Raw genomic sequence first — 19,656 nt, 5'->3', positions numbered from 1 at the left:
CGGGGCCCGCAGGGTCCACCGACCGCCTCGTGGCCTCCCTGCAGGGTCCCGCCGCGAGCTCGCGAGTGGCGGGGGGCAGGGAGGTCCTTCCACCGACCGGGACACGGGCAGCGGCTCAGCGCCAGCCGTTGGCCGCGGTGCGGGTCCCTGGGAGCGGGGGGCCGGAGGCTCCCCCGAGCAGGGACGGGTCTCGGCTCCACGGCAGCCGGGGACGGCCGTTGGCCGCGGTGTCGGCCGGTAGGCCGACGAGGTCACACGAGCGCGCGGCCCACCGCGACGGCGCGGGTGTCCGGCGCGGCCACCCGGACGGCGTCGGCCGCCTGGTCGTCGGCCGCCTCCTGCGAGCGACGCTCGGCGTCGACCCGGGCGCGGTAGCTCTCCACCTCGTTGGTGATCCGCTGCTCGTCCCAGCCGAGGACCCCGGCCACCGCGCGGGCCACCGGCTCGGCCGACTCCACCCCTCGGTGCGGCGTCTCGATCGAGATCCGGGTGCGGCGGGCGAGCAGGTCGTCGAGGTGCTGGGCACCCTCGTGCGCCGCGCCGTAGACCAGCTCGACCATGAGGTACTCCTCGGCGCCGGGGACCGGCGCCAGCAGCGCCGGGTCCCCGGCGGCGAGCGAGAGGACCTCCGGCGTGAGCGACCCGTACCGGTTGAGCAGGTGCTCGGCACGGAAGTGCGGGATGCCCCAGCGCTCGGAGAGGGCGTCGAGGGAGTTGTGCATCGCCGCGTAGCCCTCGGCGCCGGCCAGCGGGATGTTGTCGGTGACGCTGGGCGGCACCGGCCGCGTGACGTCGACGGCGACGGCGTCCACCGCGTCGGCGGCCATCGGCCGGTAGGTCGTGTACTTGCCGCCGGCCACCGCGATCACGCCGGGCATCGGCCGGGCGACCGCGTGCTCACGGGACAGCTGGCTGGTCAGCTCCGACTCCCCGGCCAGCAGCGGGCGCAGCCCCGCGTAGACCCCGGTGATGTCGTCGTGGGTGAGCTCCGTGGTCAGCACCTTGTTGACGTGCTCGAGGATGTAGTCGATGTCGGCCCGCGACGCCGCCGGGTGGGCCTTGTCCAGCGTCCAGTCGGTGTCCGTCGTCCCGACGATCCAGTGGCTTCCCCAGGGGATGACGAACAGCACCGACTTCTCGGTGCGCAGGATCAGCCCGGTCTCGCCGTTGATCCGGTCGCGGGGGACGACGATGTGCACGCCCTTGCTGGCCCGCACGTGGAACCGGCCGCGCCCGCCGACCAGGGTCTGGATGTCGTCGGTCCACACCCCCGTGGCGTTGACGACGACCTCGGCCCTCACGTCGACCTCGCGCCCGGTCTCGACGTCCCGGACCCGGACCCCGGTGACCCGGCCGCCGGCGTGGTGGAAGGCGACGACCTCGGCCGAGTTGAGCACGGTGGCGCCGTAGGCCGCGGCGGTGCGGGCGACGGTGAGGGTGTGCCGGGCGTCGTCGGCCTGGGCGTCGTAGTAGCGGACCGCGCCGACCAGCGCGTCCGGCTTGAGCGCGGGGAACAGCTTGCGGGCGCCGGTGCGGGTGAGCTGCTTCTGCGGGGGCAGCGGGGTCGACAGCGCGCCGATGCGGGCCAGCCCGTCGTAGAGGGTGAGCCCGGCGGTGACGTAGGGCCGCTCCCAGTGGTGGGTGAGCGGGTACAGGAAGGGCACCGGCTTGACCAGGTGCGGCGCGAGCCGGCTGACGCTCAGGTCGCGCTCGTGGAGGGCCTCGCGCACCAGGCCGAAGTCGAAGGACTCCAGGTAGCGCAGCCCGCCGTGGAAGAGCTTGGACGAGCGCGAGGACGTGCCGCTGGCGAAGTCGCGGGCCTCGACCAGCGCCGTCCGCAGGCCGCGGGTCGCCGCGTCGAGCGCGACACCGGCACCGGTCACGCCCCCTCCGACGACGAGGACCTCGAAGGACTGCTCGGCCAGCTCCGCCCAGGCTCGCGCGCGCTGATCAGGGCCGAGTGCGGGGACTACGGGCATGCCGACTCCTCTGGCGGGGATTGCTCACCGACAACGGTAGGCGGGTGCTCCTGGGCCGTCGACGTGCTGCGTTCGACATCGTCGTACGCAGAGGGCCTAGGGTGACGCGCCGTGCCGGGCACCGTGCAGTCGATCGAGCGCGCCGCCACCCTGCTGCACGCCATCGTCGAGTCGGGGGGCCAGATGGGCGTCACCGAACTGGCGGGTGCGGTGGGGCTGCCGAAGACGACGACCCACGGGCTGCTGCGCACGCTGCTGGCGGTCGGGTTCGTCGAGCAGGACCAGCGCACCGGCCGCTACACCCTCGGCGCCGGCCTGCTGGGGCTGGGCTCGCACTACCTGGACGCCAACGAGTTGCGGTCCCGGGCGTCGAACTGGGCCGACTCGCTGGCCGCGCGCAGCGGGTTCGCCGTCCGGCTCGGGACGCCGGCGGGCCTGCAGGTCGTCGTCGTCCACCACGTGTTCCGGCCCGACGACTCGCCGCAGGAGCTGGAGGTCGGGTCCGTGCTGCCGGCGCACGCCACCGCGGTGGGCAAGGTCCTGCTGGCCTCCCGCCCGGCGATCGCCCGGATGCTGGCCGACACCCGGCTCGAGGTGCTGACCCCGCGCACCGTCGTCGACCCGGCGGCGCTGCTGACCGAGCTGTCGACCGTCCGCGCGCGGGGCTGGGCCGAGCAGCTGGGGGAGTACCGGCTGGGCGTGGGCGGGATCGCCGCACCGGTGCACGGGCCGGGCGGCCTGGTCGTCGGCGCGCTGGGCGTCAGCGGCCCGATCGAGGAGCTCTTCGCCGACGCGGCGCGGCCGGCGCTGCGCGCGATGGTGGTCGAGGCCGCGGCCGCGGTCTCCCGGGAGCTGGCCTCGTGACCGAGCTCGCGAGGTCACGCAGAGACACAGCACCGCCGGGCACGGACACGACGAGCGCCGGCGAGGAGGGTCCGTGACCGAGCGGTACGTGCTCGCGGTGGACCAGGGCACCACCTCGACCCGGTCGATCGTGTTCGACCGCGCCGGCCGGCTGGTCGCCGTCCGGCAGCGGGAGCACCGCCAGCACTTCCCCCGCCCCGGCTGGGTGGAGCACGACCCGGAGGAGATCTGGGCCAACACCCAGCTCACCGCCGCCCAGGCGCTGCGCGACGTCGCCGGCTCCGCCGGACAGGTGGTGGCGCTGGGCATCGCCAACCAGCGCGAGACGACGGTGGTCTGGGAGCGCGCCACCGGCCGGCCGCTGGTGCGCGCGCTGGTCTGGCAGGACACCCGCACCGGACCGCTGGTGGAGGAGCTGGCTGCCCGGCCCGAGGCCGCCGTGGTGCGCGAGCGCACCGGGCTGGAGCTGGCCGGGTACTTCGCCGGGCCGCGGCTGCTCTGGGTGCTCGACAACGTCCGGGGCGCCCGGGCGCGCGCCGAACGCGGCGAGCTGCTGTTCGGCACGATGGAGAGCTGGCTGGTCTGGAACCTCACCGGGGGACCGGCCGGCGGGGTGCACGTCACCGACGTGACCAACGCCAGCCGGACCCTGCTCATGGACGTGCACCGCTGTCGCTGGGACCCCGAGCTGCTCGACTTCTTCGGCGTCCCCGCCGCGATGCTCCCGGAGATCCGCCCGTCGGTCGGCGTGCTGGGCACCGCGACCGCCCTGCCGGTGCCGCTGCTCATCGGCGGCACGCTGGGCGACCAGCAGGCGGCGCTGTTCGGGCAGACCTGCTTCGCCCCCGGCGAGGCCAAGTGCACCTACGGCACCGGCAGCTTCCTGCTGCAGAACACCGGCACCGACCTGGTCCGCTCCACGCACGGGCTGATCAGCACGGTGGCCTACCAGCTGGCGGGGGAGCCGGTGCACTACGCGCTGGAGGGCTCGATCGCGGTCACCGGCGCCCTGGTGCAGTGGCTCCGGGACAGCCTCGGGCTGATCGGCTCGGCGCCCGAGGTGGAGACCCTCGCCCGCAGCGTCTCGGACAACGGCGGGTGCTACGTCGTGCCGGCGTTCTCCGGGCTGCTCGCCCCGCACTGGGCGGGCCGGGCGCGCGGGCTGGTCGCCGGTCTGACCTCCTACGTCACCAAGGGGCACCTGGCCCGGGCGGTCCTGGAGGCGACCGGCTGGCAGACCCGCGACGTCGTCCGGGCCATGGACGCCGACTCCCGCCTGCCGGTCACCGCGCTGCGGGTGGACGGCGGGATGACCACCAACAACCTGCTCATGCAGTTCCTGGCCGACGTTCTCGACAGCCCGGTGGTGCGCCCGATGGTGGGGGAGACGGTCTCGCTCGGCGCGGCCTACGCGGCCGGGCTCGCCGTGGGGGTGTGGTCGGACACCGAGGCGCTGCGGCGCAACTGGCACCGCTCCGCGCAGTGGGTGCCCGACCCGAAGCGGGTGGCCGCGCTCGACGCCGCCTACCCGGAGTGGGAGCGCGCCGTGCAGCTGAGCATCGCCTGGGGCGAACGCCCCTGACGTGGGATCGCGCTGTCCGACATGGTCGTACAGCGCCCGTTGTCCGCCCTCGACCTGTGTGAATAGCGTCACCGCGCCAGTCGTCGACCGGCCGTCCCGCGGTCCGGCGCCGAGCCCGTGGCACCCCCGCATCACCGGCGATGAGGAGCACCGCATGAGCCTGTGGACCGTGTTCGGCAGCGAGGTCGTCGGCACCGGCGTCCTGATACTCCTCGGCGTCGGCGTGGTCGCCAACGTCGTCCTGCCCCAGACCCTGGGCAACGGGGGAGGCTGGCTGCTCATCAACTTCGGCTGGGGCATCGGCGTCTTCGCGGGCGTCTTCGCCGGCGCGAGCTCCGGGGCGCACCTCAACCCGGCGGTCACCCTCGGTCTGGCGGTGAGCGGTGCGAACGAGTACGCGCCCGGCGTGCCGATCACCCTGGCGTCGTCGGTGGTCTACGTGCTCGGCCAGCTCATCGGGGCCTTCCTCGGCGCCGTCGTCGCCTGGCTGGCGTACCGCAGGCACTACGACGCGGCCACCGAGCCGGTGCTGGGCACCTTCTCCACCGGCCCGGCGATCGCGAGCCCCGCGTGGAACGTGGTCACCGAGGCCGTCGGCACGTTCGTCCTGATCTACCTCATCCTGCGCTTCGGCGACACGCCCAGCGAGCTCGGCCCGCTGGCGGTGGCGCTGCTCGTCGTCGGCATCGGCGCCTCACTCGGCGGGCCGACCGGCTACGCCATCAACCCCGCCCGCGACCTGGGCCCGCGCATCGCCCACGCCGTGCTGCCGATCCGCGGCAAGGGGGACAGCAACTGGGGCTACGCCTGGGTGCCGATCGTCGGCCCGCTGATCGGGGCCGTCCTGGGCGGCCTGCTGTCCCGCGTCCCCCTCTGACCGCAGCTCCCCAACCCCACCGCGACGAAGCGAGAGGAACCACCGTGAGCCAGTACGTGGCAGCCATCGACCAGGGAACCACGAGCACCCGCTGCATGATCTTCGACCACGACGGCGCCGTGGTCTCGGTCGGCCAGAAGGAGCACCAGCAGATCTTCCCGCGCGCCGGGTGGGTCGAGCACGACGCCGACGAGATCTGGACGAACACCCGCGAGGTGGTGGGCCAGGCGCTCGCCCGGGGCAACGTCGGGCACTCGGACGTGGTCGCCGTCGGCATCACCAACCAGCGCGAGACCACCGTCGTCTGGGACCGGAACACCGGGCGGCCGGTCTACAACGCGATCGTCTGGCAGGACACCCGCACCACGGCGATCGTCGAGCAGCTCGGCGCCCTCGGCGGCGGCGCCGACCGGTACAAGGACAAGGTCGGCCTGCCGCTGGCCACCTACTTCGCCGGACCCAAGGTGCGCTGGATCCTCGACAACGTCGACGGCGCCCGGGAGCGGGCCGAGCGCGGTGACCTGCTCATGGGCACCATCGACTCCTGGCTGATCTGGAACATGACCGGTGGGGCCGACGGCGGGCTGCACCTCACCGACGTCTCCAACGCCTCCCGCACGATGCTCATGGACTACCGGACGCTGGCCTGGGACGCCGACATCGCCGAGGAGATGGGCATCCCGACGTCCATGCTCCCGGAGATCCGGTCCAACTCCGAGGAGTACGGCCGGGGCCGCAAGGCCGGTTTCCTCGCCGGGGTGCCCATCGCCGGCTCGCTCGGCGACCAGCAGGCGGCCACCTTCGGCCAGGTCTGCTTCACCAAGGGCATGGCCAAGAACACCTACGGCACCGGCAACTTCATGCTGCTCAACACCGGTGAGGAGGCCGTCCCGTCGCAGAACGGCCTGCTCACGACGCTGTGCTACCAGCTCGGCGACCGCAAGCCGGTGTACGCCCTGGAGGGCTCGATCGCGGTCACCGGGTCGCTGGTGCAGTGGGTCCGGGACAACCTGGGGATGATCAAGACCGCCCCGGAGATCGAGGACCAGGCCCGCTCGGTCGAGGACAACGGCGGCGCGTACTTCGTGCCCGCCTTCTCCGGGCTGTTCGCGCCGCACTGGCGCTCGGACGCCCGCGGCGCCATCGTCGGGCTCACCCGGTACGTCAACAAGGGGCACCTGGCCCGGGCCGTGCTCGAGGCCACGGCGTACCAGACCCGCGAGGTGCTCGACGCGATGAACGCCGACTCCGGGGTCGACCTCACCGAGCTGCGGGTGGACGGCGGCATGGTCGGCAACGAACTGCTCATGCAGTTCCAGGCCGACATCCTCGACGTCCCGGTGATCCGGCCGAAGATCGCCGAGACGACGGCGCTCGGCGCGGCCTACGCGGCCGGGCTGGCCGTGGGCTTCTGGTCCGACCTGGACGAGCTGACCGCCAAGTGGGCCGAGGACAAGCGCTGGGAGCCGCAGATGCCGGCCGAGGAGCGCGAGCGCTACTACCGGAACTGGCAGAAGGCGGTCACCAAGAGCCTCGACTGGGTGGACGAGGACGTGCGGTGACGACCGGGCGCTGAACGCCGAGGGCCCGTTCTCCCCGCGAGGACGGGCCCTCGGCGTCCAGAGGTCAGGCGCCCAACGCTGCGGAGACCACCGCCTTGGCCTCCTCCTGCACCAGCGCCAGGTGGTCGGGGCCCTTGAACGACTCCGCGTAGACCTTGTAGACGTCCTCGGTGCCCGACGGGCGGGCGGCGAACCAGGCGTTCTCGGTGGTCACCTTGAGCCCGCCGATCGCCGCGTCGTTGCCCGGCGCGCGGGTGAGCTTGGCGGTGATCGGCTCGCCGGCCAGCTCGGTCGCCGTCACGTCCTCCGGGGAGAGCTTGCCGAGCGCCGCCTTCTGCTCGCGGGTGGCCGGCGCGTCGATGCGGGCGTAGGCCGATTCGCCGTAGCGGGCGGTCAGCTCGGCGTGCAGCTGGGACGGCGAGCTGCCGGTCACCGCCTGGATCTCGCTGGCCAGCAGCGCCAGCAGGATGCCGTCCTTGTCGGTCGTCCACACGCCGCCGTCCCGCCGCAGGAACGAGGCGCCCGCGGACTCCTCGCCGCCGAAGCCGACCGACCCGTCGAGCAGGCCGGGGACGAACCACTTGAAGCCGACGGGCACCTCGACCAGCCGCCGGTCCAGGCCGCCGACGACCCGGTCGATGAGGGACGACGACACCAGCGTCTTGCCGACCGCCACCTCGGCGCCCCACTCCGGGCGGTGCGCGAACAGGTAGGAGATCGCGACGGCGAGGAAGTGGTTGGGGTTCAGCAACCCGCGGTCAGGGGTCACGATGCCGTGCCGGTCGGCGTCGGCGTCGTTGCCGGTGGCGATCTGGAACTGCTCCCGCTTGCCGATGAGCGAGGCCATGGCCGACGGCGAGGAGCAGTCCATGCGGATCTTGCCGTCCCAGTCCAGCGTCATGAACCGCCAGGTCGGGTCCACCAGCGGGTTGACGACGGTGAGGTCGAGGCGGTGCCGCTCGGCGATCGCCCCCCAGTAGTCGACGCTGGCGCCGCCGAGCGGGTCCGCACCGATGCGCACGCCGGCGTCCCGGACCGCGTCGAGGTCGAGCACCGAGGGCAGGTCGTCGACGTAGTTCCCGAGGAAGTCGTGCGCCTGCGCGGCCGCCCGGGCGCGGGTGAACGGGATCCGCCGCACGCCCTTCAGGTCGTCCTGCAGCAGCTCGTTGGCGCGGGCGGCGATGACCTTGGTGGCGTCGGTGTCGGCCGGGCCGCCGTTGGGCGGGTTGTACTTGAAGCCGCCGTCCCGTGGCGGGTTGTGGGACGGGGTGACGACGATGCCGTCGGCCAGGCCGGAGGTCTTCCCCTGGTTGGCCCGCAGGATGGCGTGGCTGACCGCCGGGGTGGGTGTGTAGCGGTCCGCGGCGTCGACCAGCACGGTCACGTCGTTGGCGACCAGCACCTCCAGCGCCGAGGCCCAGGCCGGTTCGGAGAGCGCGTGGGTGTCCCGGCCGATGAACAGCGGGCCGTCGTAGCCCTGCGCCGTGCGGTACTCGCAGATCGCCTGCGTGGTGGCGACGATGTGCGCCTCGTTGAACGCCCGGTCGAACGCCGACCCGCGGTGCCCTGAGGTGCCGAACGCGACCTGCTGGGCCGGGTCGGCCGGGTCCGGCTCGAGCGTGTAGTACGCGGTGACCAGCGAGGCGATGTCGACCAGGTCGCTGGGGGCAGCCGGCTGTCCGGCACGGGGCTCGGTCATGCGCCGATCCTGGCCCTCCACCCGCTGCCCCCGCGACCCCGGCCGGCGCGGCGGCGACCCGGCGCGGGAGTGCGCCGAGCCGCCGTCCCGCTCAGAAGCCGGAGGACGAGGAGGAGACGGCCGCGACGAGGAAGGCCAGCACGAGGAAGCCGACGCCGACCCAGCCGAGCACGATGCCGGCGGTGGCCATGCCGCCCCCGGCCTCGCCGCGCTCCCGGATCTGCTTCTTGGCCGTGTAGCCGAAGACCAGCGCCAGGATGCTGCCGATCCAGTACAGCCAGAGGATGCCCAGCACCATCGAGGCGATGGCCATGCCGTTGGTGCGCTGCGGCGGCGCGTACGGGTAACCGCCGTAGGGCGAGCCGTACTGCTGGCCGTAGGGCTGCGGATAGCCGCCCTGCGGCGGCGCGCCCTGGTAGCCGCCGTAGGAGGCCGGCTGCTGCCACCCACCCGGCGGGACCGGCCCCGGGGTGCCGTACGGGTCCTCGGCACCGGGCGGGTGCGGACCTGGGTGTGTCATCTGCTCGCTCCTGATCACTGCGTCCGGCGGTCGACCACATGGTGACGGCCGGTGGGGGTCCCAGGGGCGCGGCGCGCGGCCCGGCCACCCCGACTGGGGAGACATGTCCGGGGCCGATCGGGATCCGCGGCCGGGTCAGGAGTCGACGCGCGCGGTCTCCCGACGCAGCGCCAGCCCGGCGAGCAGCAGGCCACCGGCCAGGGCCGCGCCGACGCCCTCACCGGCGCGCATCCGCAGGTCCAGCAGCGGCTCCCTGCCCAGGTCCTGGAGGACGAGCTCGTGCCCGCGCTCGCGGCTGCGCTGCCCCGCGACCAGGGCGGGTTGCACACCCGGCTCCAGCCGCACGGCCACGAGGGCGGCGACCGAGGTGGCGTAGCCGTCCAGCACCACGGCCGACCCGGCCGCCGCCGCACCCAGGACCACCCCGGCCAGGACGGCGAGCTCGGGGCCGCCCAGCTCGGCGAGCGCCACCACCGGGTCCCGCGTCAGGGCCGGGGAGTCCCGCCGGGCCCGGCCCACGGCCTCGCCGACCACCTGCCGCTTGCGGGCGAGGACGTCTGCGTCGGCGCCCGACCCCAGCCCGACGGCGTCGGTCGGGTCGGCGTCCAGCAGGCCGCACGCGAGCGCCGCCGCCACGGTGGTGTTGCCGACCCCGACCTCACCCAGGGCCACCAGTCCCGCGGCCGCCGCTGCCCGGCCCAGATCGCGGCCGGCGTCCAGCGACCGCCGGGCGTCCCCTGGCGTCATCGCCGGCCGGCCGACGAGGTCCCCGCGCGGGTCGACCGGACGGAGCACCGTCGCACCCGGGACGGGGTCGCCGGAGACCCCGGCGTCCACGACGCACACCCCGAGGCCGGCGGTCCGGGCGGCCGTGGCGCCCAGCGAGGTCCCCCTGACGGCCGCGCGGACGACGTCCCGGGTGACGCCGGGGGAGTAGGCCGACACCCCGTGGGCGGCGACCGGGTGGTCGGCGGCCACGAGCACCAGGGTCCCGCCGGGGGCCCCGGCGCCACCGAGCGCCACCACGCCGTCCACGGCCCGGTCCAGGACGCCGAGCGAGCCCGGCGGGGTGAGCAGCCGGTCGGCCTCGTCCCGCGCCGCGACGACCGCCTGCCGGCCCGGCGCCCGCAGGTGCGACGGCGGCGCGGCCGGGGCACCGGCGTCCTCGACGGGCCACCGGTCGTGCAGCACGACGTCGGACAGGGGCAGCCGCCGGGACCAGCCGGCCCGCTCCAGGCCCGGAGCGGGCGGCCGCTCGTCGGGCCAGCCCAGGCACAGCCAGCCCAGGGTCACGACGCCGTCCGGCAGGCCGAGCAACCCGGCGAGCTCCTCGGGCCGGAACAGGGTCACCCAGCCCAGTCCGAGGCCCTCGGCCCGCGCCGCCAGCCACAGGTTCTGGATGGCCGCCGCGCAGCTCCACAGGTCGGCGTCGGGGAAGGTGGCCCGCCCCAGCACCCCGGCCGCCGGGGTCCGCCGGTCGCAGCAGACCACCACCCCGAGGGGCGCCTCCCGCACGCCCTCGAGCTGCAGGTCGAGCAGCCGGCGGGCGGCGTCCGGCTCCAGCTGCGCGGCCTGGCGCAGCCGTTCCCGGTCGGTGAGCACCGCCGCCCGGTCCCGGGTCCCGGCGTCCTGCACGACGAGGAACCGCCACGGCTGGCTGTGGCCGACCGACGGGGCGGCGTGCGCCGCGGACAGCACGCGCTCCAGGACGTCGGCCGGGACGGGGTCGGGCCGGAACCGCCGGACGTCGCGGCGGGCGCCGACCACCCGGTGCAGGGCGTCCCGGACCTGCTCGCCCATCGCCCAGCCGGTGGGGTCGGCGGCCCGCTGGGACGCCGAGGTCGCGTCGCCGACCAGCGGTACCGGTCGCGGCCACGTCTCCGCCACGGGCTCCCCTCCCCACGCGGTGTGCCCGGGTCCCGGGCGGGCCGACTGTAGTTCCGGTCCGGCCGGGCCTGCGACGGGCCACCAGCGGCCCCCGGGACGACGACGGGCGCCGCGGACACGCAGGTCCACGGCGCCCGTCGGACGCGCATCGGGGTCACCTCGGGGTCAGTAGCGGAAGCGCTGCACCAGCTCCTGCAGGTCGCCGGACATGCGGGCCAGCTCCTCGGCCGCCTGCCGGGTCTGCGCGACACCGGACGTGGTGGCGGACGCGGCGTGCGCGACACCGTTGATGCTGCCGGCGATCTCGCCGCTGCCGGTGGCGGCCTCGCTGACGCTGCGGTTCATCTCCGCGGTGGTCGCCCCCTGCTCCTCCACCGCCGAGGCGATGGTCAGCTGGAAGTCGTTGATCTGGCTGATGATCGCCGCGATGCCGGAGATGGCCGTCGTCGCGCCGGCGGTGTCGGCCTGGATGGCCTCGACCCGGCGGGCGATGTCCTCGGTGGCCTTGGCCGTCTCCTGGGCCAGCTCCTTGACCTCGTTGGCGACCACGGCGAAGCCCTTGCCGGCCTCCCCGGCGCGGGCGGCCTCGATGGTGGCGTTGAGCGCCAACAGGTTGGTCTGCTCGGCGATGCTCGTGATGGTCTTGACCACCTCGCCGATCTCCTGCGAGGAGACGCCGAGCTTGGTCACCGTCTGCGTCGTCTCCTCGGCAGCCCGGACCGCGGTGCCCGCGACGCGGGCGGCCTCGGACGCGTTCTGGGCGATCTCGTTGATCGAGGCGCCCATCTCCTCGGACCCGGAGGCGACGGTCTGCACGTTGCGGGAGATCTGCTCGGCGGCGGCGGCCACGGTGCCGGCCTGGCTCGCGGCCTCCTCCGCACTGCCGGCGATGGACTCCGACGAGGCGCTGAGCTCCTCGGCCGCGGTGGCGAGGGCGGACGCCGACTCGGCCGTCGAGGAGACAGTGCCGCGCAGGCTCTCGGCCGCCTGGTTGAGCGCCTCGGCCTTCTGGGCGACCTCGTCGCCGGAGGAGACCTCCACGCGGGCGGTCAGGTGACCGGCGGCCATCGCCATGAGGCCGTTGCGCACGGCCACCACCGGCCGGGTGATCAGTCGCGCGACCAGCAGCGCCAGCACGACGGCGGCGGCCAGCCCGACCACGAGCAGGACCAGCACGAGGGTCCGGGCCGACTGGTAGGTGTCCGTCGCCGCCTGGACCGAGGACTCGGCGGCCGCGGCCTCGCTGGCCAGCAGCTCGTCCAGTGCGGCGTTGACCTCCGCGGCCACCGGGGCGATCGTGTTGCTGCGCATCGCCAGGAAGTCCGCGAACCGGCCCTGGTGCACCGCCAGTCGGTAGGCGTCGCTGCTCACCAGCGACTCGTAGTGCTCCCAGGCGTCGGAGAGCGCCGCGACCTGCTGCTCCTGGGCGGATGTCAGTCCACTCTCGGCGTAGGCCTCGATCGCGGCGTCCATGGCCTCGATGTCGGCCAGGTACAGCTCGTGGGCCTTGGCCGCGGCGGCGTCGGGCAGGAGCTCGTCGGCGAGGGCGTCGATGCGGGTCTGCAGGAAGGCCCGGCGCACCTCGGCGATCTCGTTGGAGGGCACCAGCGCGTCGGTGTTGATCTCCTGGCTGCGTTGCTGGAGGGCGCCCAGCTGCAGGACGCCGACGATGCCGACGGTCAGGGCGACCACACACAGGCCGCGGCGACCGCCGCGAGGACCTTGACGCGCAGGGGCAGCGCGAGCAGACGGGACGGGACGGAGAGCCGCACGGAGCACCTCGGGGACGACGAGACAGGGCAACCGAGGGGTTCGGCCGACATCGTCCGAAGTGGACCCGTGCGCGGCGATCAGGGACCGAGGTCTCCGTTCGTCACCGCTCGACCGCGTCGAGACCCCGTCACCGCTCGACCGCGTCGAGACCCCGTCACCGCTCGACTGCGTCGAGACCCCGTCACCGCTCGACTGCGTCGAGGAAGAGCCGAACCGTCTGGAGGAAGACCTCCGGCTGCTCGGAGTGCACCCAGTGGCCGGCGTTCTTCACCCGCACCAGCCGGGTGTTCGGGAACAGCTCCTCCATGCGCGCCCGGTCCTCGGGCAGCACGTAGTGGCTGGTGGCGCCGGCGATCCACAGCACCGGGCCGTCGTAGCGGGCGCCCGGCGGCGGCTCGGGGAAGCCGCGCAGCTCACCCAGGTCGCGACCGAGCAGCTCGAGGTTGAGCCGCCACCGCCACCCGCCGTCGGCGCCCGCCCCCTCGCGCACCAGGCTCTGCAGCAGGAACGAGCGCACCATCCGGCTCGGGACGGCAGCCCGCAGGGCGGCGTCGGCGTCCTCACGGGTCCTCAGCCGGTCGAGGTCGAGGGCGCGCATCGCCGCGATGAAGTCGGCGAAGGGCGAGGCCTCCTCGTCGGGGTCGTCGGTGCGGCCGCCGGAGACCGGGTACTCGACCGGGGCGATGTCGACGACGACCAGCGCGCGCAGCAGCTCGGGGTGCCGCAGCGCCAGCTGCATCGAGACCTTCCCGCCCATCGAGTGCCCGACGAGCGTGGCCGGCTCGCCGAACGAGCGCAGCTCCGCGGCGACCAGCTCGGCCATGTCGACGTAGTCGACCCGGTCGGTCCACGGCGAGTGCCCGTGGTTGGGCAGGTCGAGCAGGGTCACCCGGTGGTCCGCGGCGAGGCCCTTGGCGATCGTCGTCCAGTTCTTGCCCTGTCCGAACAGGCCGTGCACGAACACCACCCGCGGCCCGGCGGAGCCCAGCGTCCGGGCGTGCAGCCGTTCGTCCTCGGAGTTCGCCGTCACGTCGGCGATTCCACCAGATCCCGTCGCGCCGCCGACCTACCGTCGTCGACCGACGCAGAGGAGGACACCCGTGCCCGGACGGCGCCGCCGCACAGCCCGGTCGACGAGCCGGAGCCGCTCGACCAGCACGACCCGCACCACGACGACGACCCGCCGGGAGGCGCCGGCCCGCCGCACCGCCAAGCCCGCACCTGAGCGGCCGGTCGCCGGGCCGGGGGAGCGGGTGTGGGTGCTCGCCGTCCCGTTCCGCGCGCCGGCGCCGGGCGCCCAGTGGCGGCCGGACCTGCAGGCGCACGTGTGGGTGGGCCGGGAGCTGCCGCCGGAGCTGGCCGCCTACGACCCGCCCCCGTACACCTTCGAGCGGTTCCTCGAGGACGAGCTCAACGAGACCCCGCGGCCGGTGCCGCCGGGCCGTCCCCTGGTCCCGCGCGAGGAGCAGGCCACGGGTGCTGCGGCCGTCGTCGCCTCCGCGGCGGCCGGGCACCGGGTCTTCCTGCTCGGTGACGACCCGGGCGTGGGCAAGACGGGGACCGCCGTCCTGGCCGCCCGGGAGGTCTGCGAGCTGCGCGGCGGGGACCGGGTGCTGGTCGTGGCCGACCGCCCGGCGGCGATCACCATCCCGCACTGGACCCGCTCGATCGCCGGCTTCGGCGACGGCGGGCTGCGCTGGTGCGTCACCACCTGGGACCGGCTGGCCAAGGTCGCGAAGCTGCGCTTCGACGTCGTCATCGCCGACGAGGCGCACATGGTCCGGCACACGACGACGCAGCGGTGGAAGCACTGGAAGGGTGTCTCCGGCGCCGGGCGGGCGACGGACGTGCCCTTCGTCATCGCCGCCACCGCCACCCCGGCGCACACGCCGCTGGAGCTGCCCTACCTCGCCCCCCAGTTCGCCCGGCGCCACGGCGAGCCGCTGCGCGCCTGGGCCGACCTGCCGGCGAAGCTCGCCGAGCACGGGTTCCACGTGGAACGCAGCCGCTACGGGTGGGCGTGGACCGAGGACGCCGACGCCCGCCGCGCCGACCTCGCCCGGCTGCAGGGCTGGCTGGCCGACGGCGAGCCGCCCGCGACGCTGCACCGGCCGGCGCCCTGGGGGCCGGTGTCGGTCACCGGGACGCCGGTCGCCCTGACGCCGGCGGAGCAGGCCGCCTACGAGTCCGGGTGGCAGGAGTTCCGCGCCGAGATGCAGCTGGCCCGGAAGGCCCGCCAGACCGCGCGCGGGCGCGCCGCGCTGCTGCGCTTCCGGCAGAAGGCCGGGCTGATCCGCGCGCAGGCCACCGTCGACTGGATCAAGGCCCAGGTGGAGGCCGAGCGGCAGGTCGCGGTGTCGGTGGAGTTCGTCGAGACGGCGGCCGACCCGATCCGCGAGGCGCTGCTCGACGCGGGCATCGGCGTGGCCGCCATCTACGGCCGCGATCGGTTCGACGTCGAGGCCGAGCGGCTGCGGTTCCAGACGGGCGAGGCGCCGGTGTGCGTGTTCACCGTGACCGCCTCGATCAGCCTGCACGCCGGCGAGCTACCGCCGTCGGGGCGCACGGCGTCGACCACGCCGCGGGTCGGGTTGTTCCACCAGCCGCGCTTCTCCGGCATCCAGGCCCGCCAGGTCACCGGTCGCACGCACCGCGACGGCCAGGTCTCCCCGTGGCGGGTGGCCTTCGCCGAGGACACCGTGGAGGAGCAGGTGGCCCGGGTGATGGTGGAGCGGCTGGCGGTCAGCGGCTCCACCGCCGGGGCGGACACCTCGGCGCTGCAGGAGATCGCCGAGCTGCTGGACGCCGACTGGCTGCCGCCGGTCGCGCTCACCGACGCCTGAGACCACCTCCGGCTCGCGTCGATCACGGGGTTGTCGTCGGACGACACGCCGCCTTCTGGCACGCCGTCGAGCAACGACCCCATGATCAACACCGGAGGGGGAGGGAGGAGCCGCCCCCCGGACGGCGACCTCAGCCCAGCGCCGCGACGATGCTGGCCACCCCGGCCAGCGCCGACAGCGTCAGCCCGGCCACCCGGAACCGGCGGACGTCCAGCAGGTGGAACAGCCGGCGGCCCGCCGCGTGGCCGATGACGGCCGCTACCAGCAGCACCAGCACGACCTCCGGCCGGAAGGCCTGCCCGACCCGCCCCGACGCGGTGAGCGCCGCGGCGCCGAGCAGGTTGAGGGCGAGGAACAGCGCCGCGAGGGTGTCGCGCATCTCCGCCGGGGGCACGTGCCGCCGCTCGAGCCAGAGCACCAGCGGCGGCCCGTTGGTGCTGGTCGTGGTGGTGAGGACGCCGGCGAGGAGTCCCACGCCGAGCGTGGCCCACCGGGACGGGCTCGGCTGGCCGGGGACCGGGCGCCGCAGGACCTGCAGCGCCACGGCCGCGAGCACGCCCACGCCCACCGCCAACTGCAGCGCCGGCTTGCTGACCACGGCGAGCACCAGCACGCCGGCCAGGACCCCGGGGACGGCGGCGAGGACCACCACGCGGACGTCGGCCCACCGGATGGCCGGCCGCGACCCGCGGCGCACCAGCAGCAGGAGCAGGGTCGTGGTCGTGGCCAGCACGATCAGCGTGGTCACCGCCTCCGTGGGGGCGAGCACGGCCACGAGAGCGGGTCCGGCGATGAGCGCCAGCCCGAACCCGGCGGCGGACTGCACGGTCGCGCCCACCAGGACGGCGAGGCAGGCGAGCAGCACGCCGGCCATCCTGTCGCAGGCCCCGGCTGCTGCTCCGCGCGGCGGGAGCACCACGGCGGAGCGGTGTTACGTTCGGAGGCGCACGTGGCACGGGGTGTCCCCGACCGGGGACTGAGAGCACACCCGTCGAACCTGCTCCAGTTCGCACTGGCGAAGGGATGTCACCGGCATGCCGGCCGTCGACCTGCGCGCCGCCCGCGCGGCGCTGCGCGCACGCACCCCTCTGGTGCACTGCCTGACCAACACCGTCGTCCAGACGATCACCGCCAACGCCCTGCTCGCCGCGGGCGCCGCCCCGGCGATGGTGGACGCCCCGGAGGAGGCCGGCGACTTCGCCGCCGTCGCCTCCGCCGTGCTGGTCAACGTGGGCACCGTGCACGCCCGCACCGCCGAGGCGATGCGGCTGGCGGCCCATTCGGCCGGCGCCGCCGGGACGCCGTGGGTCCTGGACCCCGTCGCCGTCGGCGGCCTGGTCTACCGCACCCGGCTGGCCACCGAGCTGGTCGGACTGGGGCCCACCGTCGTCCGCGGCAACGCCTCGGAGGTCATGGCGCTGACCGGCGCGGGTGGCGGCGGTCGCGGCGTGGACAGCACCGACAGCACCGACGACGCGGCCAAGGCGGCTGCCGAGCTCGCGGCGCGCACCGGTGGGGTCGTCGCGGTCAGCGGCGAGGTCGACCTGGTCACCGACGGACGGCGTACCGTCCGCGTCGGCGGGGGATCGGCGCTGCTGACCCGCACCACCGGCGCCGGCTGCGCGCTGGGCGCCCTCGTCGCCGCCTACGTCGCGGCCACCGGCGACGCGCTGGCCGGGACCGTGGCCGCGCACGCGCACGTCGCCGTCGCCGCCGAGCGGGCCGCGCAGGTGGCGCACGGCCCGGGCACCTTCGCACCCGCCTGGCTCGACGCGCTGGACGCCGTCGACGGCGAGGCCCTGGCCGCGGCGGACGTCTCGTGACCGAGCTCGCGAGGTCGTGCAGGGGCACAGCAGCCTGGGTCACGAGAGCGACCAGCGCCGGCGAGGAGGTCCCGTGAGCCGCGGCTTCGACCCGACCCTCTACCTGGTCACCGACACCGCGCTGTCCGCCCCGCGGCCGGTGGCCGACGTGGTCCGCGCGGCGGTCGCCGGCGGCGTCACCACCGTCCAGGTCCGGGACAAGACCGCCTCCCGCCGCGAGCTGCTCGCGCTCACCCGCGCGGTGCAGGCGGCGCTGGCCGACCGGCCGGACGTCGTCCTCTGGGTCAACGACGCCGTCGACGTCGCGCTGCTCGCCGGCGTGCACGGCGTGCACGTCGGCCAGGACGACCTGCCCCCGGCCGAGGTGCGCACCCTGCTCGGGCCCGACCGGCTGCTCGGGTTCAGCGTCTCCTCCGTCGCCGAGCTGGACGTCGCCCGCGCGCTGCCGGCGGGGACCGTCGACCTGGTCGGCATCGGCCCGGTGTGGACGACGCCCACCAAGCCCGACGCCGGCAGCGCCCTGGGCCCGGACGGCGTCCGCGGGCTGGCCGAGGCGGCCCGCGCCGCCGGGTTCGCCACCGTCGCGATCGGCGGCATCGACGTCGACCGGGCCGCCGAGGTGGCCGCGACCGGGGTGGACGGCGTGTGCGTCGTCTCCGCGCTCTGCGCGGCACCCGATCCGGACGCCGCCGCCCGCGCGCTCCGCTCGGCCATCGACCGGGGCCGGCTCGCGCAGGTGGTCCGGTGAGCGGCTCTGCCGCCTCGCCGGCTCCGCAGGGCGGGAGCGAACCAGGAGGCCCGAGCGGCGTCGCGGTCGCGCTCACCGTCGCCGGCAGCGACCCCAGCGGCGGCGCCGGCATCCAGGCCGACCTCAAGACCTTCAGCGCGCTGGGGGTCTACGGGACGGCGGTGCTCACCGCGCTGACCGCCCAGAACACCCGCGGCGTCACCGGCGTGCACGGCGTCCCGCCGGAGTTCGTCGCCGAGCAGCTGGCGACGCTGTTCGCCGACGTCGAGGTGCACGCCACCAAGCTCGGCATGCTCGGCACCGCCGGCGTGGTGCGCGCCGTCGCCGCGGGGCTGGCCGACCGCCCGGGCGGCCCGGTCGTGTGCGACCCGGTGATGGTCGCGACCAGCGGCGACCGGCTCATCGACGACGCCGCGATCGACGCCGTCCGCACCGACCTGCTGCCCCTCGCCGACCTGGTCACGCCGAACGTGCCGGAGGCCGCCGTCCTGCTCGACGTGTCCCCGGCCACCGACGTCGACCAGCTGCCCGGCCAGGCCACCGCGCTGCTCGGGCTCGGCCCGCGCGCGGTGCTGCTCAAGGGCGGCCACCTGGGTGGGGACGACAGCGTCGACGTGCTGGCCACCGCGGACGGCGTCACGGTCACCCGGCGGCCGCGGGTCGACACCACCTCGACGCACGGCACCGGCTGCACGCTGTCCTCGGCGCTCGCCGCCCTGGCCGCCCGCCAGCGCACCGACGACTGGTCCCGGCTGGTCGACCCCGCCCGCGACTACCTGCACCGCGCGCTGGAGGCGGGGGAGGGCCTGGGCATCGGCTCCGGCCACGGCCCGGTGCACCACTTCGCCGGCATCTGGGCGCCACTCCCGCGTTGATCATCGTCATCTGGCTGCCCGCGTCGGCGTGTCGGGCACCCAGACGCCGAAGATCACGGTGGACAGGGTTCAGCGGGTGGGCTCTTCCCCGTCGGCCGTCCTGATCGGGACGCGGGTGGCGCCGTCCGTGGTGGGCGCCGCGCCACCGAGCTCGGGCGCGGTGGAGACCACGTGGACGGCGGTCTCGCTGAGCGCCTCGACGACGTACACGGGCGTGCCGGCGCGCAGCGGGACGTCGCTGCGGGCCGCGAACTTCAGGGACTGCCCGGCGACGGTCAGCCGCACCTCGCCGTAGCCGGGGCTGGGGCTGGGGATCGCGGAGACCACGACGCCCTGGGTTCCCGCCAGGTGGGAGCGGGTCAGGGTCTCGGCGGTCGGCATGTCGCGCAGCCCGCGGGACAGCCGCACCGCGGCCCAGGCCAGCGGGACGGCGAGGAGCAGCCCGGCGACCAGGGCGAGCAGCGCGCGTCCGGCGTCCGGGAGCGTCTCGGGCAGCAGCGTGGCCGCGGCGGCCCCGCCGAAGCCCACCCCGCCGAGCAGCGCGGCCACCGCCGGGACGGAGAAAGGGCCGTCGGCGTCGCGAGGTCGCCGACCTCGCCGACCACCAGCGACAGCAGCAGGACG

16 protein-coding genes and 1 riboswitch are annotated in these 19,656 nt (G+C 75.2%); of the genes, 8 read left to right on the top strand and 8 right to left on the bottom strand.

Annotated elements, in window-relative coordinates; all coding sequences use genetic code 11:
* Positions 1-251 precede the first annotated feature (251 nt).
* The gene (locus ACWIX7_RS13320; protein ID WP_448622009.1) at positions 252-1,979 is read right to left on the bottom strand and encodes a glycerol-3-phosphate dehydrogenase/oxidase; all 1,728 of its coding nucleotides are present in this window, start codon (positions 1,977-1,979) and stop codon (positions 252-254) included.
* A 111-nt stretch (positions 1,980-2,090) separates the two neighbouring features.
* Here ACWIX7_RS13320 and ACWIX7_RS13315 point away from each other — a divergent pair, with 111 nt between their 5' ends.
* From ACWIX7_RS13315 to glpK (ACWIX7_RS13300), 4 genes are all read left to right on the top strand, one after another.
* Positions 2,091-2,843 carry an IclR family transcriptional regulator gene (locus tag ACWIX7_RS13315; RefSeq protein WP_448622008.1) on the top strand — a complete coding sequence of 251 codons (753 nt, stop codon included), beginning with the start codon at positions 2,091-2,093 and terminating at the stop codon, positions 2,841-2,843.
* 73 nt (positions 2,844-2,916) lie between these two features.
* On the top strand, positions 2,917-4,425 hold the full coding sequence (gene glpK / locus ACWIX7_RS13310; RefSeq protein WP_448622007.1) for a glycerol kinase GlpK: 1,509 nt from the start codon (positions 2,917-2,919) through the stop codon (positions 4,423-4,425).
* A 154-nt stretch (positions 4,426-4,579) separates the two neighbouring features.
* Positions 4,580-5,302: an MIP/aquaporin family protein gene (locus tag ACWIX7_RS13305; protein ID WP_448622006.1), complete on the top strand. Its 723-nt coding sequence runs from the start codon at positions 4,580-4,582 to the stop codon at positions 5,300-5,302.
* Between the two features lie 44 nt (positions 5,303-5,346).
* A complete protein-coding gene (gene glpK, locus ACWIX7_RS13300; protein WP_448622005.1) occupies positions 5,347-6,864 on the top strand; it encodes a glycerol kinase GlpK in 1,518 nt (505 codons plus the stop codon).
* 64 nt (positions 6,865-6,928) lie between these two features.
* Here glpK (ACWIX7_RS13300) and pgm read toward each other — a convergent pair whose 3' ends face one another.
* From pgm to ACWIX7_RS13275, 5 genes are all read right to left on the bottom strand, one after another.
* Entirely contained in the window at positions 6,929-8,563 is a 1,635-nt protein-coding gene (gene pgm, locus ACWIX7_RS13295) for a phosphoglucomutase (alpha-D-glucose-1,6-bisphosphate-dependent) (RefSeq protein WP_448622004.1), read from the bottom strand.
* 91 nt (positions 8,564-8,654) lie between these two features.
* A complete protein-coding gene (locus ACWIX7_RS13290) occupies positions 8,655-9,083 on the bottom strand; it encodes a DUF4190 domain-containing protein (protein ID WP_448622003.1) in 429 nt (142 codons plus the stop codon).
* A 135-nt stretch (positions 9,084-9,218) separates the two neighbouring features.
* Positions 9,219-10,970: a 5,6-dimethylbenzimidazole synthase gene (gene bluB, locus ACWIX7_RS13285; RefSeq protein ID WP_448622002.1), complete on the bottom strand. Its 1,752-nt coding sequence runs from the start codon at positions 10,968-10,970 to the stop codon at positions 9,219-9,221.
* 165 nt (positions 10,971-11,135) lie between these two features.
* A complete protein-coding gene (locus ACWIX7_RS13280; protein WP_448622001.1) occupies positions 11,136-12,662 on the bottom strand; it encodes a methyl-accepting chemotaxis protein in 1,527 nt (508 codons plus the stop codon).
* A gap of 262 nt (positions 12,663-12,924) precedes the next feature.
* A complete protein-coding gene (locus tag ACWIX7_RS13275) occupies positions 12,925-13,773 on the bottom strand; it encodes an alpha/beta fold hydrolase (protein WP_448622000.1) in 849 nt (282 codons plus the stop codon).
* 70 nt (positions 13,774-13,843) lie between these two features.
* On the opposite strand from ACWIX7_RS13275, the gene ACWIX7_RS13270 reads away from it, so the two are divergent.
* Entirely contained in the window at positions 13,844-15,586 is a 1,743-nt protein-coding gene (locus ACWIX7_RS13270) for a helicase (RefSeq protein WP_448621999.1), read from the top strand.
* A 130-nt stretch (positions 15,587-15,716) separates the two neighbouring features.
* Here the strand turns inward: ACWIX7_RS13270 and ACWIX7_RS13265 are convergent, their stop codons facing one another.
* Positions 15,717-16,451: a TSUP family transporter gene (locus ACWIX7_RS13265; protein WP_448621998.1), complete on the bottom strand. Its 735-nt coding sequence runs from the start codon at positions 16,449-16,451 to the stop codon at positions 15,717-15,719.
* Between the two features lie 80 nt (positions 16,452-16,531).
* A riboswitch (TPP riboswitch) is annotated at positions 16,532-16,627 on the top strand.
* On the opposite strand from ACWIX7_RS13265, the gene thiM reads away from it, so the two are divergent.
* The 3 genes from thiM to thiD all read left to right on the top strand — a co-directional run bounded on the left by thiM (position 16,621) and on the right by thiD (position 19,032).
* The gene (gene thiM / locus ACWIX7_RS13260) at positions 16,621-17,409 is read left to right on the top strand and encodes a hydroxyethylthiazole kinase (protein ID WP_448621997.1); all 789 of its coding nucleotides are present in this window, start codon (positions 16,621-16,623) and stop codon (positions 17,407-17,409) included. (Overlaps the previous riboswitch by 7 nt.)
* Positions 17,410-17,482: 73 nt before the next feature.
* Positions 17,483-18,157: a thiamine phosphate synthase gene (gene thiE, locus ACWIX7_RS13255; RefSeq protein WP_448621996.1), complete on the top strand. Its 675-nt coding sequence runs from the start codon at positions 17,483-17,485 to the stop codon at positions 18,155-18,157.
* Positions 18,154-19,032 carry a bifunctional hydroxymethylpyrimidine kinase/phosphomethylpyrimidine kinase gene (thiD, locus tag ACWIX7_RS13250; RefSeq protein ID WP_448621995.1) on the top strand — a complete coding sequence of 293 codons (879 nt, stop codon included), beginning with the start codon at positions 18,154-18,156 and terminating at the stop codon, positions 19,030-19,032. The genes thiE and thiD overlap by 4 nt, the downstream gene beginning before the upstream one ends.
* A gap of 69 nt (positions 19,033-19,101) precedes the next feature.
* On the opposite strand, the gene ACWIX7_RS13245 is transcribed toward thiD, so the two are convergent.
* Entirely contained in the window at positions 19,102-19,581 is a 480-nt protein-coding gene (locus ACWIX7_RS13245; RefSeq protein ID WP_448621994.1) for an NfeD family protein, read from the bottom strand.
* Between the last annotated feature and the right edge of the window lie 75 nt (positions 19,582-19,656).

The organism is Geodermatophilus sp. URMC 65, assembly GCF_053502545.1.
Note: the sequence above shows the minus strand (reverse complement) of the source record. Positions and strands in the feature narration are given on the sequence as shown.